This window comes from Bradyrhizobium glycinis (assembly GCF_016031655.1).
Taxonomy (GTDB): domain Bacteria; phylum Pseudomonadota; class Alphaproteobacteria; order Rhizobiales; family Xanthobacteraceae; genus Bradyrhizobium; species Bradyrhizobium glycinis.
Genome location: NZ_JACCHQ010000030.1, coordinates 1 through 15072, shown reverse-complemented (window position 1 = coordinate 15072; position 15072 = coordinate 1). Strand labels below are relative to the sequence as shown.

Annotated in this window: 14 protein-coding genes and 1 pseudogene; 6 read left to right on the top strand and 9 right to left on the bottom strand. The window is 64.4% G+C overall.

Going from position 1 to position 15072, the window contains the following annotated elements; all coding sequences use genetic code 11:
- Positions 1-215: 215 nt before the first annotated feature.
- The 5 genes from HZZ16_RS31020 to HZZ16_RS31000 all read right to left on the bottom strand — a co-directional run bounded on the left by HZZ16_RS31020 (position 216) and on the right by HZZ16_RS31000 (position 3766).
- Entirely contained in the window at positions 216-1616 is a 1401-nt protein-coding gene (locus tag HZZ16_RS31020; protein WP_197953794.1) for an aspartate ammonia-lyase, read from the bottom strand.
- A 30-nt stretch (positions 1617-1646) separates the two neighbouring features.
- Positions 1647-2186, bottom strand: coding sequence for a hypothetical protein (locus HZZ16_RS31015; protein ID WP_197953792.1), 540 nt, complete (start codon positions 2184-2186; stop codon positions 1647-1649).
- 46 nt (positions 2187-2232) lie between these two features.
- Positions 2233-2835: a YqaA family protein gene (locus HZZ16_RS31010; RefSeq protein ID WP_197953790.1), complete on the bottom strand. Its 603-nt coding sequence runs from the start codon at positions 2833-2835 to the stop codon at positions 2233-2235.
- Positions 2836-2881: 46 nt separating this feature from the next.
- Positions 2882-3286, bottom strand: coding sequence for a phosphoribosyl-ATP diphosphatase (gene hisE, locus HZZ16_RS31005; RefSeq protein ID WP_197953788.1), 405 nt, complete (start codon positions 3284-3286; stop codon positions 2882-2884).
- Between the two features lie 117 nt (positions 3287-3403).
- Positions 3404-3766, bottom strand: coding sequence for a hypothetical protein (locus HZZ16_RS31000; RefSeq protein WP_197953786.1), 363 nt, complete (start codon positions 3764-3766; stop codon positions 3404-3406).
- Positions 3767-3987: 221 nt separating this feature from the next.
- On the opposite strand from HZZ16_RS31000, the gene HZZ16_RS30995 reads away from it, so the two are divergent.
- From HZZ16_RS30995 to HZZ16_RS30975, 5 genes are all read left to right on the top strand, one after another.
- Positions 3988-5037 (top strand): ABC transporter substrate-binding protein, encoded by a 1050-nt coding sequence (locus HZZ16_RS30995; RefSeq protein ID WP_197953784.1) that lies wholly within the window; start codon positions 3988-3990, stop codon positions 5035-5037.
- Between the two features lie 82 nt (positions 5038-5119).
- The gene (locus tag HZZ16_RS30990; RefSeq protein WP_197953782.1) at positions 5120-6916 is read left to right on the top strand and encodes a glucan ABC transporter ATP-binding protein/ permease; all 1797 of its coding nucleotides are present in this window, start codon (positions 5120-5122) and stop codon (positions 6914-6916) included.
- Between the two features lie 189 nt (positions 6917-7105).
- Complete coding sequence (locus HZZ16_RS30985; protein ID WP_197953781.1) at positions 7106-8596, top strand: D-alanyl-D-alanine carboxypeptidase family protein; 1491 nt, start codon at positions 7106-7108, stop codon at positions 8594-8596.
- A gap of 189 nt (positions 8597-8785) precedes the next feature.
- Positions 8786-10471: a long-chain fatty acid--CoA ligase gene (locus HZZ16_RS30980; RefSeq protein WP_197953780.1), complete on the top strand. Its 1686-nt coding sequence runs from the start codon at positions 8786-8788 to the stop codon at positions 10469-10471.
- A 234-nt stretch (positions 10472-10705) separates the two neighbouring features.
- On the top strand, positions 10706-11191 hold the full coding sequence (locus tag HZZ16_RS30975) for a peroxiredoxin (RefSeq protein ID WP_028180275.1): 486 nt from the start codon (positions 10706-10708) through the stop codon (positions 11189-11191).
- 115 nt (positions 11192-11306) lie between these two features.
- Here the strand turns inward: HZZ16_RS30975 and rnhA are convergent, their stop codons facing one another.
- From rnhA to ispH, 3 genes are read right to left on the bottom strand one after another with little or no spacing between them, the layout of a single operon-like run.
- The gene (gene rnhA / locus HZZ16_RS30970) at positions 11307-11771 is read right to left on the bottom strand and encodes a ribonuclease HI (RefSeq protein WP_197953779.1); all 465 of its coding nucleotides are present in this window, start codon (positions 11769-11771) and stop codon (positions 11307-11309) included.
- The gene (locus tag HZZ16_RS30965; RefSeq protein ID WP_197953778.1) at positions 11768-12751 is read right to left on the bottom strand and encodes a homoserine kinase; all 984 of its coding nucleotides are present in this window, start codon (positions 12749-12751) and stop codon (positions 11768-11770) included. Before HZZ16_RS30965 ends, rnhA begins: the two co-directional genes overlap by 4 nt.
- A gap of 6 nt (positions 12752-12757) precedes the next feature.
- Positions 12758-13726 (bottom strand): 4-hydroxy-3-methylbut-2-enyl diphosphate reductase, encoded by a 969-nt coding sequence (ispH, locus tag HZZ16_RS30960; protein ID WP_197953777.1) that lies wholly within the window; start codon positions 13724-13726, stop codon positions 12758-12760.
- A 263-nt stretch (positions 13727-13989) separates the two neighbouring features.
- Here ispH and HZZ16_RS30955 point away from each other — a divergent pair, with 263 nt between their 5' ends.
- Positions 13990-14685 carry a DUF1013 domain-containing protein gene (locus HZZ16_RS30955; protein WP_197953770.1) on the top strand — a complete coding sequence of 232 codons (696 nt, stop codon included), beginning with the start codon at positions 13990-13992 and terminating at the stop codon, positions 14683-14685.
- Between the two features lie 78 nt (positions 14686-14763).
- On the opposite strand, the pseudogene HZZ16_RS30950 reads toward HZZ16_RS30955, so the two are convergent.
- Positions 14764-14898: pseudogene (locus HZZ16_RS30950) on the bottom strand (OmpW/AlkL family protein); the annotation flags it as partial.
- Positions 14899-15072 lie beyond the last annotated feature (174 nt).

Below are 15072 nucleotides of genomic sequence, written 5' to 3'. Positions count from 1 at the left end.
CTCTTCTGGCGGTCAAATTGAAGCTGGGAGCCATACCAACAAGGCAATCTTTCCACTGTCAAGTATTGCGTTTGGGCGCCGCAGCGGAGGCGTTTGCCGCAATTCCAAGCAGCGGAATTCCTTCTGCCGTCATTCCGGGGCGAGCCCGGAATCCATTTCACTATTTGCGCTGAGGCCCGATGGATTCCGGATTCGACGTTGCGCGAGACCGGCGCCTACCCGATCAAATCCGGATTGATCAGCCGCTCGAACGAGAACATCTCGTCCCACTTCTCCTGCGTCAGCAGCTTGCGTTCGAGCACGACGATCTGGTGCAGCGACTTGCCGCTCTTGTAGCCTTCGCGCGCGATCTCGGCGCATTGCTTGTAGCCGAGCAGCGGCTTCAGCACCGTGACGATGCCCAGCGAGTTCAGCACCATGTTGCGGGTGTGCTCCTCGTTGGCGGTGATGCCGACGACACAGTTCTCGCGCAGGCTGTTGACCGCACGCTCCATGGTGCGGATGGAGAAGAACAGCGCGAATGAGATCACCGGCTCCATCACGTTGAGCTGGAGCTGGCCGGCGCTTGCCGCCAGCGTCACCGTGGTATCGAGGCCGATGACGAGGAAGCTGGTCTGGTTGACGACTTCGGGAATGACCGGATTGACCTTGCCGGGCATGATCGAGGAGCCCGGCTGAAGCTGCGGCAGATTGATCTCGTTCAAGCCCGCGCGCGGACCGGAGGCAAGCAGGCGGATGTCGTTGCAGATTTTCGTCAGCTTGCTGGCCGTGCGCTTGAGGACGCCGGAGAGCTGCACATAGGCACCGGTGTCGGAGGTCGCCTCGACGAGATCGCCGGCCAGGATGAAATCGACGCCGGTGAGCGCGCTGAGGTGCCGGACGGCGAGCTTGGGATAACCGACCGCCGCCGTGACGGAGGTGCCGATCGCGGTAGCCCCGAGATTGATCTCGCGCAGCAGCGCGCGCGCTTCGGAGATGCGGTCGACCTCCTCGCCGATCGTGGTGCCCCAGCCCCGGAATTCGGCGCCAAGCGACATCGGCACCGCGTCCTGCAGATGCGTGCGGCCCATCTTCAGCACCCGGTCGAACTCGCGCCCCTTGGCGAAGAAGGCTTCCTGGAGCTGGCGCAACGCGGTCATGTAGCTCTCGAGCCGCAGGATCAGGGCCAGTCGAAAGGCGGTCGGATAGGTGTCGTTGGTGGACTGGCCGTAATTGACGTGATCGTTCGGACTGACGTGCTGGTAGTCGCCCTTGGCGAAGCCGAGCGATTCCAGCGCGAGGTTCGCGATCACCTCGTTGGCGTTCATGTTGGTCGACGTGCCGGCACCGCCCTGGATGAAATCGGTGACGAACTGATCCATCATGTCGCCGGCGATGACGCGGTCACAGCCGAGGATGATGGCATCCGCGACCTTGGCATCGATCGCGCCGAGGTCGCGATTGGCCATCGCGGCGGCCTTCTTGACGTAACCGAGCGCCTTCACGAAGTAAGGCTCCTGGTTCATCGGAATGCCGGTGATGTGGAAGTTCTCCTTACCCCGGATGGTCTGGACGCCGTAATAGATGTCGTCGGCGATCTCACGCTGTCCGAGGAAATCCTGCTCCGTACGGCTCATGGGCGCTCCTTGGTTCTCGCGCGCCGGCCTTCAGTTCTGGCACAGCGCGCTGGTCACGAAAGTGTCGGTGCGGCAGTCGTCGGGTTTACGTTGCCGGCCCGGGATCAGGACCTTGGCCGAGCATTTTTCCGCGGAGTCGGCGTTCAGGCTCTTGCCTTCCTTGTAGCCCCTGCCCTGGCAGAGCTGGTCGGCCGCCTGCTTGCAGTCGGGTGCGCCGTTCGCAGAGACCGGGCAGATCACGCGCCCCGACACCATGGTCGAAGGCGTGGCCAGCCGCGACAGGTCGTCCATGGTTTCACTGGGGCTTTTGATCGGCGGCAGGATCGAAGGCAGCTTGTCGAACAGCTTGCCCATTTCGTTGATCAGCCCGGGATTCTCCTCGCGCGCCGGCGGCACCGATGGAGCGGAGGTCGATGGCGGCGGGACGGCCTGCGCCCCCTGCTGCTGAAGGCCGAGCGCCGGCGGGGCGGATTGCGGCCAGGCTGTCCCGCCGGCAGCGAGCAGGAGCAGCAGCGCTGCCGACATCAACGTCCCAGGCCGTGCGGCCGGATTGCCCGATCGAACCATCATGACGGCAACCGTAGCCGAAGCCGGCGCGGCGGCAAAGCTGCCGGCCCTAGATCAGCTTGACCGCGATGACGAAGCCGAGCACCAGCACCACGGCTCCGATCGCGACCCAGAGGCCGAGATGCTTCTCGATGCGGATCCGGATCCAGTCACCATAGCGGTTGAGCAGGATCGCGACGACGAAGAAACGCCCGCCGCGCGCGATGATCGAGCACAGGATGAACAGGATGATGTTGTAGCCGGCAAAGCCCGAGGTGATGGTGACGAGCTTGTAGGGGATCGGCGTCAATCCCTTGAGCAGGATGATCACCGCACCCCATTCGGCATAGGAGGCGCGGAAGGCCTCGACCTTGTCGGCAAGACCGTAGACCTGGATCAGCCATTGGCCGACCGAGTCGAACAGCAGCGCGCCGATGGCATAGCCGACGACGCCGCCGAGGACCGAGGTCACGGTGCAGACCGCGGCATAAAGCCAGGCGCGCTGCGGACGCGCCAGTGACATGGGAATCAGCATCACATCCGGCGGGACCGGAAAGAAGGAGCTTTCGGCGAAGGAGACGATGCCCATGATCCAGAGCGCGTAGGGCTTGTGGGCGGCGTCGATGCACCAGTCGTAGATACGTTTCAGCATGGCGCCGCGATGAAGCACCATGGGACGGATTTGTCCATCGCCAGTTTTTGAGCGATTTGTGACGTTTCTAGTGGCGTTTGCGTGCGGCGCGGCCATCAAGCGCGACAATAGGCCGCCGCGAGGCCATGCGCGGTGACGCGACTTTGGGCAATTTCGCCGGCGACTTCGGCAGTTTCTCGGCAATTCCGAGCATGTCCTCCCGCCGCGTCATTTCCCGCCAGACGTCCTCGGGGCGTACTCCGGCCGAAGCCCACAGCACGGTGAGATTGTAGAGCAGGTCGGCGCTTTCCCGGATCACGGCCTCGCTATCGCCATTGACCGCATCGATGACGACTTCGATGGCCTCCTCGGCCAGCTTCTTTGCCATTTTTGAGGGCCCACGCTGAAACAGCCGGGCCGTGCGCGATGTTGCCGGATCAAGGTCTTTGGCCGCGAGCACAGCCAGATATAGCCGCTCAAGCGAATCACTCATGGTACGCGAAACTACTCTAAACAAATGGCCGGCGTGTTAACACGCGACAAGATAAGCAAAAAACAAGCCGCCGCGGCAAGCGCGGCGGCTTGTTCGCCGATGAGTATCGCCGATCGGTCAATAGCAGCTGTAGCCGGAATAGCCGTGGGCGCAGGGGTTTTTGTAGCCCCCATATGTGTAGCGGCGGCCCGAGTCGTAATAATAGGGACCATAGCCGGGGCCGCTGTAATAGGCCGGGCCGCCCTCGTAATAGTAAACCGGACCCGGATCATAGGCGTAGGCATCGCGGCTGGCTGCGATCGCGAGGCCGGTCGCGGCCAGGCCGAACATCGCGGCAGCAGCGGCGGCGCCGCCACCACCACCATGCCAATGGCGACCGCCCGCGTAGGAGGCGCTGGGTGCAGCGGCAGTCAGGGCCACCACGGCGGCCGTGGCAAGAACGGCCTTGCGGCCGACGAACTTCGACAAGCTGTCAAACATGATCTGGACCCTCCTTGGGACCTCGGTGCCTGACGTCAGGCTGATGTCTGTCAAACACTCACCCCGTAAGTAGGTTCCCCAACCCCAACACAAGCTGAACGGGGTTGCGTAACGATGCCGCAAGCCCGCTCATCCGCCGTTCATGTTGGCGCGCGCACGCTCATCGCGGGCCGGCGCTGCAAGCGTCACGAAACCATAACCATGCGGGGCCGGCGCGACCGATGTCCGGATTCAAGACAATCGCCCTTCAGTGCCTGCTGGCTCTTGCAATTTGGTTCACCGCACCGACTGTGCGCGAAGCCATTGCGGCCGGGAGCGGCACTCCCTCGACTGCCATCCACTTCACCTTCGACCGTCCCATCGATGCGAGCATGGCGCCGTTCTTCCTTGCGGCAAAGGACGGCAGGTTCGGCGCCGAGCATCTCAACGTGTCCTTCAACAGCGCGAGCGGATCGCCGGAGGCGCTCGCACGCGTAGCCAAAGGCGACAGTGAGCTTGCGCTGGTCGACATCAACGAGCTGATACGTTTTCGTGACAAGGACGACGCCGCGCCGGTCAAGGCCGTGTTCGTACTGTTCGACCGCGCGCCTTACGCGGTCGTCGCGCGCAGGAGCCGCGGTATCCGTGTCCTGCCCGACCTCGACGGCAAGACCGTCGGCGTTGCCGACGGCGATCTGTCGATGCGGCTGTGGCCGGCGCTGGCGCAGCAGAACGGCATCAAGGCATCGCATGTCAAATTCCACAAGATTAGTGCCGCGGTGCGCGAACCGATCCTGTCCGCGGGACAGGTCGATGCAGTCGCGGGCTTCAGCTACCTCTCGGCGGTGAACCTGCGCGATCGCGGCGTGCCCGAAGCCGATCTCGTCGTGCTGCGCTATGCGGACTACGGCTGTGAGGCCTACGGCTTTGCCGTGGTGGCCAACACCGCCTTCGCCGCAGCGAAGCCGGATGCCGTGAAAGGCTTCGTCCGCGCCTTGATCGCGGGCATCACAGCGACGGCCAGAGAGCCGGCGCGTGCGGCGGAGGAGGCCGCGAGCTGCATCGACGACGGCGACCGCAATTTGGAGCTGAAGCGCCTGCACGCGGTCCTTGCCGACAACATCCTGACCGACGAGGTGAAGCGCAGCGGCCTCGGCGGCGTCGACCCGGCGCGCCTGGAACGTTCAATCGATCAGATCGCGCAGGATTTCAAATTCCGCAAACGGCCGACGCCTCGCGACGTCTTCGACGGCGAGTTCCTGCCGCCGCTGGCAGAGCGGCTGATCAATTGAGCAAAACCGAAAGCTTGCGCTGTATCTTGCGGCGGTCCCTGCTTAGAATGTGGGCTCCGTCGTCACCGAGTCCCCCGTCCGCATGTCCATCCTCCGTCTCTACACCCGCGTTCTCGAGCTGCTCGGCAAGGAGGCGCGGCTGGGCTGGCTGCTCGCGGTCGCCAATCTCCTGCTGGCGGGATCGCAGTTCGCCGAGCCCGTGCTGTTCGGCCGGATCGTCGACGTGCTCTCGGGCAAGACCGTGGCCGGCTCGAGCTCGGCCTGGCCGTTCCTGGCCGCCTGGGTCGCGTTCGGGCTGTTCACCATCGTCTGCAGCGCGCTGGTGGCCTTGCAGGCCGACCGGCTCTCGCATCGCCAGCGCCAGGCGGTGCTGACCGATTATTTCGAGCACATCCTGCAGCTGCCCTTGACCTTCCACTCCGGCACCCATTCCGGCCGGCTGATGAAGGTCATGCTCAACGGCACGGACGCGTTGTGGCGGCTGTGGCTCGGCTTCTTCCGCGAGCACTTTGCCGCGATCCTTTCGGTCCTGGTGCTGCTGCCGCTGTCGCTCTACCTGAACTGGCGGCTGGCGATCCTCTTGTTCGTGCTCTGCATCGTCTTCACCGCACTGACGACCTTCGTGGTGCGCAAGACCTTCGGCATGCAGATGGAAGTCGAGGAGCACTACAGCGAGCTTTCCGCCCGCGCCTCCGATGCGCTCGGCAATGTCGCGCTGGTGCAGAGTTTCGTCCGCGTCGAATCCGAGGTGAAGGGACTGCGCTCCGTCGCCGATGAGCTGCTGGCCGCACAGATGCCGGTGCTGTCGTGGTGGGCGCTGGTCACGGTGATCACGCGCGCCTCCACCACCATCACGGTGCTCACGATCTTCACCGTAGGTATCGCGCTGCACGACAAGGGGCTGACATCAGTCGGCGAGATCGTGATGTTCGTGAGCTTCGCGACGATGCTGATCCAGAGGCTCGAACAAGTCGTGAGCTTCATCAACAACGTGTTCATGGAGGCGCCGCGCCTGCGCGAGTTCTTCAATGTGCTCGACGCCGTGCCCGCGGTGCACGACCGGCCCGACGCAATCGATGCCGGCAGGCTGTCGGGCCTCGTCGAGTTCAACGACGTCACGTTCTCTTATGACGGCAAGCGGCCGGCGATCGAGGACCTCACCTTCACCGCGCTGCCCGGCCAGACCATTGCGCTGGTCGGCCCGACCGGGGCCGGCAAGTCGACCGCGATTGCGCTCTTGCATCGCGCCTTCGATCCGCAATCCGGCGTCATCAAGATCGACGGCATGGACGTGCGCGGCGTCACGCTGACCTCGCTGCGGCGGAACATCGGCGTGGTGTTCCAGGAAGCGCTGCTGTTCAACCGCTCGATCGAGGAGAACTTACGCGTCGGCAAGCCGGATGCGACCGAAGCCGAGATGCGCAAGGCTGCCGAGCGCGCCCAGGCGCTCGACTTCATCGAACGCAGCGGCGGCTTCGGGACCAATGCCGGCGAGCGCGGCCGCATGCTCTCCGGCGGCGAGCGGCAGCGGCTGTCGATCGCCCGCGCCCTGCTGAAGGACCCGCCGATCCTGATCCTGGACGAGGCGACCTCTGCGCTCGACGCCGTCACCGAGGTCAAGCTGAATGCTGCTCTCGATGAAGTGATGAGGGGCCGCACCACCTTCGTGATCGCCCATCGCCTCTCCACCATCCGCAACGCCACGCGGATCCTGGTGTTCGAGAATGGACGCGTGATCGAAACCGGAACTTTCGATGAACTCGTGGCCAAAGGCGGCCATTTTGCCGAGATGGCCAAGGCCCAGTTCATGGTGCAGGAGAACGCACGGGCCAGCGTGACGGCTGCCGAGGCTGCAGCGACAGCTGCCAAATCCCCCTAGCAAGTCTCGAGAGGACCGTCGAAATTCGGCCTACTTCGTTGCGGAATACCGCGCCGATCCCCCTATTCTCGACGCAACAGCCGGTATAGGTTTGCGACGCCGCAAGCGGCGGCGCTGGATTTCAGAACCGACAATCAGATCACGAGAACCGGCCATATCAGGCTGATCTCCAAGGACCGGAATCGGATAGTGCACGCCCTTCGCCCGCTGCTTCGCAAATCCCTGTTCAACCTGTTCGCTGCGATGCTCGCCTGTGCCGCGTTGCTCGCGCCGCGCGCGGCGAGTGCCGAAGCGCTCCTGCTGATCGAGGCCGACAGCGGCAAGGTATTGCAAGCCGAAAACGCGACCATTCCCTGGTACCCGGCCTCCGTCACCAAGATCATGACCGCCTATGTGACGCTGAAGGCGGTCAAGGACGGCAGGCTGACGCTCGACACACTGCTCACGGTGTCGCCGACCGCGGCCTCGCAATCGCCCTCGAAGATGGGGTTCCGCCCGGGAACGCAGGTCACGGTCGACAACGCGCTGAAGATGATGATGGTCAAGTCGGCGAACGACATGGCCGTGGTGCTCGCCGAAGGCGTCGGCGGCTCGGTCGACGGCTTCTCCGCAGTGATGAACGACACCGCGAGGAAGCTCGGCATGACGCAGACGAGCTACGTCAATCCGAACGGCCTGCCCGCCGAAGGCCAGATCACCTCGGCGCGCGACCTCGGCATCTTGGCGCGCTCGTTCCTGCGCGATCTGCCGGAATACGAGTACTTCGTGCACATCCCGGCGATCCGCTTCGGCAAGCGCGTCACCGGCAATTTCAACAAGTTGATCGGCCGCTATCCCGGCGCCGACGGGTTCAAGACCGGCTTCATCTGCGCCTCCGGCTACAACCTCGTCGCCTCGGCCACGCGCAACGGCCGTCGGCTGATCGCGGTGGTGCTCGGTGCGAACTCAGGCACCGCGCGCGCGGTGAAAGCGGCGCAGCTGCTGGAGCGCGGCTTCGCTCAGGACAATCTCACCTGGCTGCGCCCCTCGCTCGGCACCGTCGACAATCTCGTGCCGGTCGACGCCACGCCGCCGAACCTGCGCGACGAGATGTGCGGACCCAACCGCAAGCGGCCGGCCAGCGACGACGACGATGCGCTGATTGCGGCCAATGGCGGCGCGACCGGATCGGCCTCCGCCACCGGCGGCGAGGCCCAGTTCACCTTCTTCACAGCAGGCTTGCAGCCGCCGCTGATGAAGGCTTCCGAGCTGATGGCCTTGGCCCCAGCGCCCGCCGATCCCGTGCCGGTCTATACCGGTCCGACCCGCACCGGCACGGCCCTCATCGCCGCGGTGGCGGCGGATGCCGACCAGCAGGCCGCGTCCAAGCCGCGTGGCAAGAAGTCGCGCGTCGCCAAGAAGCCCGATGCCGCCGACAAGCCCAAGGAGGGAAACAAGGAGGCTGGCACGAAGACCGCGGCGGCGAAGCCCGATGCCAAACAGGCTGACGGCAAGGGCGACGGCAAGACCGCCGCCAAACCGGCCGCTGCCAAGCTGGCCGGCGCCAAGCATGCTGCCGCCAAGCCCGATGCGGCCAAACCTGCCGAGAAGCCTGCAAGCGGCGATCAGGCGGCCAAGCCCGCCAAGCCCAAGGCTGCGACCAAACCGGCCGCGGCCACCAAGCCGGCGAACAACAGTTAACACCTTCCGGAATTGAGCCAGGCGGCGCTTCGCGCCTGCAGCAGCGCGGTTTTGCGACGATTCCAGTAGCGACGCCCCGACCTTTGCCCTAAGCCACCATGGCTTGCCACCCGTTCCGGCAAGCTGGATACTGGCGGCAACGAGGCAAGCCCGAGAACAACGGGCCCTGGTCAATGAGGGGAGTCTTCCATGGAGCGCATCTGGCTCAAGCAATATCCGCCCGGCGTGCCCGCCGATATCGAGCCGACGCAATACGCATCGCTGGTCGACCTGCTGGAGGAGAGCTTCACCAAGTTCGCCGACCGCAAGGCGTTCATCTGCATGGACAAGTCGATCAGCTATCGCGACCTCGACCAGATGTCGGTCGCGCTCGCCGCTTACTTGCAGGGCCGCGGGCTGCAGCGCGGCGCGCGTATCGCCATCATGATGCCGAACGTGCTGCAATATCCGGTCGCGACGGCCGCCGTGCTGCGCGCCGGTTTCGCGGTGGTCAACGTCAACCCGCTCTATACGCCGCGCGAGCTCGAGCACCAGCTGAAGGATTCCGGCGCCGAAGCGATCATCGTGCTGGAGAACTTCGCCCACACCGTCGAACAGGTGATCGCGAAGACGCAGGTGAAGCACGTCATCGTCGCCAGCATGGGCGACCTGCTCGGCTTCAAGGGCGTGATCGTCAACCTCGTCGTCCGCCGGGTCAAGAAGATGGTACCGGCCTGGTCGCTGCCAGGCTCGGTCTCCTTCAACGACGCGCTATCCGCCGGCCGTGGCATGACGTTCAACAAGCCGAAGCTGTCGCCGGGCGACGTCGCCTTCTTGCAATATACCGGCGGCACCACCGGCGTCTCCAAGGGAGCCACCCTGCTCCACCGCAACATCGTCGCCAACGTCTTGCAGAACGATGCCTGGCTGCAGCCGGCGCTCGCCGCGCCGCCGCATGTCGAGCAGCTCATGATCGTCTGCGCGCTGCCGCTCTATCACATCTTTGCGCTGACGGCCTGTTATCTGCTTGCCGTGCGCGCCGGCGGCTGCAACCTGCTGATCCCGAACCCGCGCGACATTCCCGGCTTCATCAAGGAGCTGGCGAAGTATCAAGTCAACAGCTTCCCGGCCGTGAACACGCTCTACAACGGCTTGATGCACCATCCCGACTTCAAGAAGCTCGACTTCTCCAAGCTGAAGATCTCCAACGGCGGCGGCATGGCGGTGCAGCGCACCGTGGCCGATCAATGGAAGGCGATCACCGGCTGCTTCATTGCCGAAGGCTACGGCCTATCGGAGACTTCGCCGACGCTGACCTGCAATCCGGCAACCGCAACCGAGTTCACGGGAACGATCGGCATCCCCGTGCCGTCGACCTACATCTCGATCCGCGACGACGACGGCAACGAGGTCCCGCTTGGCCAGGCCGGCGAGATCTGCGCCAAGGGCCCGCAGGTGATGTCCGGCTACTGGAACAGACCGGAGGAGACCGCCAAGGTGATGACCGCGGACGGCTTTTTCCGCACCGGCGACATCGGCATCATGGACGAGAAGGGCTACACCAAGATCGTCGATCGCAAGAAGGACATGATCCTGGTCTCCGGCTTCAACGTCTATCCGAACGAGGTCGAGGAAGTCATCGCGAGCCATCCGGGCGTGCTCGAATGCGCGGTGATCGGCATTCCCGATTCCAAGTCGGGCGAAGCGGTGAAGGCCTTCGTGGTCAAGAAGGACCCGAACCTCACTGCCGACGCGGTGATCAAGTTCTGTCACGAGCAGCTCACCGGTTACAAGGTGCCCAAGCACGTCGAATTCCGCAACGATCTGCCGAAGACCAATGTCGGCAAGATCCTGCGCCGGCAGCTCCGCGACGAGAAGAAGGCGGAGGCGGCGTAAAGGCGGGCCTCTCGGCTCGATGGGCCGCGCCCACGCGCCCCATCGTCATGCGAGCGTAGCGAAGCAATCCAGAAACATGTCCGCAGAGGCAGTCTGGATTGCTTGGTCGCAAGAGCTCCTCGCAATGACGAGAAAATTGCGACCGCGGTCTCATCACAGCGCGGTGAAGCCGTTTCCCTCCGGCGGTAAAATGCTCTAGAACAGCGCCGGCCCATTTTCCATGGAGATACGACGATGGCGATCCAGATTGGTGACAAGCTGCCCGAGGCGAAATTCCGCGTAATGACGGCGGAAGGCCCGCAGGTGAAGACCACCGACGACATCTTCAAGGGCAAGAAGGTGGCGCTGTTCGCGGTGCCCGGCGCCTATACCGGCACCTGCCACAAGATGCATCTGCCGAGCATCTTCCTCAACGCCTATGCCATGAAGGACAAGGGCGTCGACACCATCGCCATCGTCTCCGTCAACGACGCCTTCGTCATGAACGCCTGGAAGCGCGACACCGACCAGCGCGACGAGGCCGTCTTCCTCGCCGACGGCAATGCCGACTTCACCAAGGCGATCGGCATGGAGCTGGACGCCTCCGCCAACGGCCTCGGCATCCGCTCCAAGCGCTATTCGATGCTGATCGAGGACGGCGTGGTCAAGAAGCTGAACCTCGAGGCGATGCCCGGCAAGGTCGAGGTCTCCGGCGGCGATACGCTGCTCGGGCAGCTGTAAACTTAAGGTCATTCCGGGGCGCCTCGAAGAGGCGAACTATGGTGCGCAATTGCGCACCTGAGAATCTCGAGATTCCGGGTTCGGTGCTACGCACCGCCCCGGAATGACATGCTAACTACTCCCTCACCCGCTGCTGCAACCGCGCCATGGCGATGCCGTCGCGCGCCAGCTGATCGGCGCGCTCGTTCTCGGGGTGGCCGGCGTGGCCCTTGACCCAGTGCCAGCGGACCTCGTGCTGCTTCAGCGCGGCGTCGAGGCGCTGCCATAGCTCGACATTCTTCACCGGCTTCTTGTCGGCGGTACGCCAGCCGTTGCGCTTCCAGCCGAAGATCCAGCCGGTGATGCCTTGCCGGACATACTGGCTGTCGGTGTAGAGATCGACCGTGCACGGCCTCTTCAGCGCTTCGAGCGCCGAGATCGCCGCCATCAATTCCATCTGGTTGTTGGTGGTGTGCGGCTGGCCGCCGTTCAGCTCTTTCTCCTTGTCGCCGAACTTCAGGATCGCGCCCCAGCCGCCCGGCCCGGGATTTCCGGAGCAGGCGCCGTCGGTATAGATCGTGACATTGGGAAGCGCGCTCACGCCACCAGCCCCGATGGCATCAGCCCGTAATCGCGCACGCTCGTCACGGTCTGATGGAAGCGCAGCTTGCGGACATATTCGAGCGGATCCTTCGGCTTGACCAGCGCGCCTGCGGGCACGTTGAGCCAGTCGACCAGCCGCGTCAGCAGGAAGCGGATCGCCGCGCCGCGCGCCAGCAGCGGCAGCGCCGCCTCTTCGGCTTCGGAGAGCTTGCGCACCCGGCCATAGGCGTTGAGGAAGGCACGCGCCTTGGTGACGTTGAAGGAATGATCCGGCTCGAAGCACCAGGCGTTGAGGCAGATCGCGACGTCATAGGCCAGCATGTCGTTGCAGGCGAAGGTAAAGTCGATGATCCCCGAGAGCTTGTCGCCGAGGAAGAAGGCGTTGTCGTTGAAAAGGTCGGCGTGGATCACGCCCTCGGGCAGATCGCTGGGCCAGACCCCGCTCGAGAGATAATCGAGCTCGGCGGCGAGGAAGGCGCGCAGCCCCGGCTGCACCTCGTCTGCACGATCCGACGCCGCATCGAACAGCGGCCGCCAGCCGGCGACCGAGAGTGCATTGGCGCGCCGGAGCGCGAAATTGGCGCCGGCCAGATGCATCCGGGCCAGCCCATCGCCGACCCCGGCGCAATGCGTCGCGTTCGGCTTGCGCGGCCAGATGCCTTCGAGAAAGGTGATGATCGCGGCGGGTCGGCCTGCGAGCTCACGCAACGCCTCGCCGTCGCGTCCCCTGACGGGCAGCGGACAATTGACGCCGTGCTCGGCGAGGTGCGTCATCAGTCCGAGGAAGAACGGCAGATCGTCCTTCGCCACGCGCTTTTCGTACAGCGTGAGGATGAACGAGCCTTTGCTCGTGTGCAGCAGGAAGTTGGAGTTTTCGACGCCCTCGGCGATGCCCTTGTAGGAGAGCAATTCGCCGAGATCGTATTGCTTCAGGAAATCCGCAAGCTCGTCGGCGGCGACGTCGGTGTAGACCGCCATAAAGGTCTACTCGGCGGCAGCTTCGGGGCGCACCTGACGCGGCAACGGGAAGAACTCGTTCTCTTCCGCGGCCGAGACCGTCTCCACATGCAGCGTGTAGCGCTCCGCGAAGGCGTCCATGATCTCCTCGACGATCACCTCGGGCGCGGACGCGCCCGCGGTGATGCCGAGGCTCTTGATGTTGCCGAACCTGCCCCAGTCGAGGTCGGTGGCGCGCTGCGCCAGCACCGCGATCTTGCAGCCCTCGCGCTCGGCAACCTCGCGCAGGCGCTGCGAGTTCGACGAATTGGGGGCTCCGACCACGATGAGCGCGTCCACCACCGGCGCCACCTTCTTCACCGCGAGCTGGCGATTGGTGGTGGCGTAGCAGATGTCTTCCTTGTGCGGCCCGTTGATGTTCGGGAAGCGTTCCTTGAGCAGCGCGACGATCTCCGCGGTGTCGTCGATCGACAGCGTGGTCTGGGTCACGAAGGCGAGGTTGTTGGGGTCCTTCGGCGTGATGGTTTTGGCGTCCTCGGCGGTCTCGATCAGGGTCACGGCGCCGGGCGGCAGCTGGCCGAGCGTGCCGACCACCTCGGGATGGTGTGAATGGCCGATCAGGAAGATCTCGCGGCCGCGCTTGAAGTGGATCGCCGCCTCGCGATGCACCTTGGTCACCAGCGGGCAGGTCGCATCCAGCGAGAACAGATTGCGGGACTGGGCGTCGGCCGGAACCGATTTCGGCACACCGTGGGCCGAGAACACCACAGGGGCGGTGGTATTCTCGGGGATTTCGGCGAGCTCCTCGACGAAGATGGCCCCCTTCTTCTTCAACCCATCGACGACGTACTTGTTGTGCACAATCTCGTGGCGAACATAGACGGGGGCGCCGTACTTATCGAGCGCCCGTTCCACGGTGTCGATCGCCCGGACCACCCCGGCACAAAAGCCGCGAGGAGAACAAAGCACGATCTTGAGGTCTGGTTTGGCTGACATTGAGCGATCTCGGGACCGAATCACCCGTTGGCCTTCTGGCGGGGGCGGTCGATGGATGGAATTGGGCTTAAAACTGTCGGCTTGAACCTTACAGCGGTTCAAAGGGAATTGGGCCCCCTTTCGGGCGGTGTCAAGGCACTATCTATAGCAGAACCATTGCATGGCTACCCCCTCCGGGCTTATATAGCGCGAATTCCCTGTCATCGCTGATGACCACCGGTTTCGCCTCCAGAGGGGTGGGCGAAGCACAAAGGAGATTTGCCATGAGCAACGCACCTCTGATGCCCAAGGCGACCGCCGTTTGGCTGCTCGACAACACCGCGCTGACCTTCGACCAGGTCGCCGATTTCACCAAAATGCATCCCCTCGAGGTGCGTGCCATCGCCGACGGCGACGCGGCCCAGGGCATCAAGGGCATGGATCCCCTCTCCAACGGCCAGCTGACCCGCGAGGAGATCGAGAAGGGCGAGAAGAACCCGGACTACCGGCTCCGCCTCCAGGAGAGCAAGGTGGTGCTGCCGCCCCAGCCCAAGCGCAAGGGGCCGCGTTACACCCCGGTCTCGCGCCGCCATGAGCGCCCGAGCGCCATCCTCTGGCTGCTGCGCAACCATCCGGAGCTCAAGGACGCCCAGATCATGCGTCTGGTCGGCACCACCAAGAGCACGATCGCGAGCGTGCGCGATCGTACCCACTGGAACACGTCGGCGCTGACCCCGATCGACCCGGTCACGCTCGGCCTGTGCTCGCAGATCGAGCTCGATTTCGAGGTGCAGCGCGCGGCGAAGGAGAAGCCGATCGACGCAGCCTACGGCGGCGCCACCCTGCTGCCGGCCTCCGAGACCACCCGCAAGGACGAGTACGAGCCCGCGGAGAAGTCCAGCGACGACCTCAACGTCGACGCCGTGTTCGCCAAGCTGAAGACGCTCGGCGGCAAGAAGCACGAGAACGAGGAAGAGTAATTCCTCGCTCGTTCATTCACTTCAAACGCAAAGCGCGGCAGGGGAAACCTGCCGCGCTTTTGTTTGTTGTGCCGAGCCTCAGAACTTGTACGTCACGCCCGCGCCGACCAGCCAGGGATCGATATGCGCGGTGCCGGTGACCGGGATCGCGCCGTTGACCGTGGCCGAGTAGTTGGGCTGGAGCCATAGCTTCTTCACGTCGACGTTGAGGCCCCGATCAAACCGGGACTATCGCGACGCGATTTGGCCCCAGCGTTGCAGATGTGTCACGGAAAGCGCGAATGCGAAGCGGGTGGCGCGGCAGCATAGTGCCGCCGCTCACATCACGGGCGCACGGGGTTGTTCAGCATGTACTCGCCGAGATCGCGCTGGCGGCGGTCGGCGCGC

Coding starts and splice junctions, on each gene's coding strand:
- HZZ16_RS30955 (WP_197953770.1), top strand. CDS start 13,990: ATGAGCAACGCACCTCTGATGCCCAAGGCGACCGCCGTTTGGCTGCTC.
- HZZ16_RS30965 (WP_197953778.1), bottom strand. CDS start 12,751: ATGGCGGTCTACACCGACGTCGCCGCCGACGAGCTTGCGGATTTCCTG.
- HZZ16_RS30995 (WP_197953784.1), top strand. CDS start 3,988: ATGTCCGGATTCAAGACAATCGCCCTTCAGTGCCTGCTGGCTCTTGCA.
- HZZ16_RS31000 (WP_197953786.1), bottom strand. CDS start 3,766: ATGTTTGACAGCTTGTCGAAGTTCGTCGGCCGCAAGGCCGTTCTTGCC.
- HZZ16_RS30975 (WP_028180275.1), top strand. CDS start 10,706: ATGGCGATCCAGATTGGTGACAAGCTGCCCGAGGCGAAATTCCGCGTA.
- HZZ16_RS30990 (WP_197953782.1), top strand. CDS start 5,120: ATGTCCATCCTCCGTCTCTACACCCGCGTTCTCGAGCTGCTCGGCAAG.
- ispH (WP_197953777.1), bottom strand. CDS start 13,726: ATGTCAGCCAAACCAGACCTCAAGATCGTGCTTTGTTCTCCTCGCGGC.
- HZZ16_RS30980 (WP_197953780.1), top strand. CDS start 8,786: ATGGAGCGCATCTGGCTCAAGCAATATCCGCCCGGCGTGCCCGCCGAT.
- HZZ16_RS31015 (WP_197953792.1), bottom strand. CDS start 2,186: ATGATGGTTCGATCGGGCAATCCGGCCGCACGGCCTGGGACGTTGATG.
- HZZ16_RS31020 (WP_197953794.1), bottom strand. CDS start 1,616: ATGAGCCGTACGGAGCAGGATTTCCTCGGACAGCGTGAGATCGCCGAC.
- HZZ16_RS31010 (WP_197953790.1), bottom strand. CDS start 2,835: ATGGTGCTTCATCGCGGCGCCATGCTGAAACGTATCTACGACTGGTGC.
- hisE (WP_197953788.1), bottom strand. CDS start 3,286: ATGAGTGATTCGCTTGAGCGGCTATATCTGGCTGTGCTCGCGGCCAAA.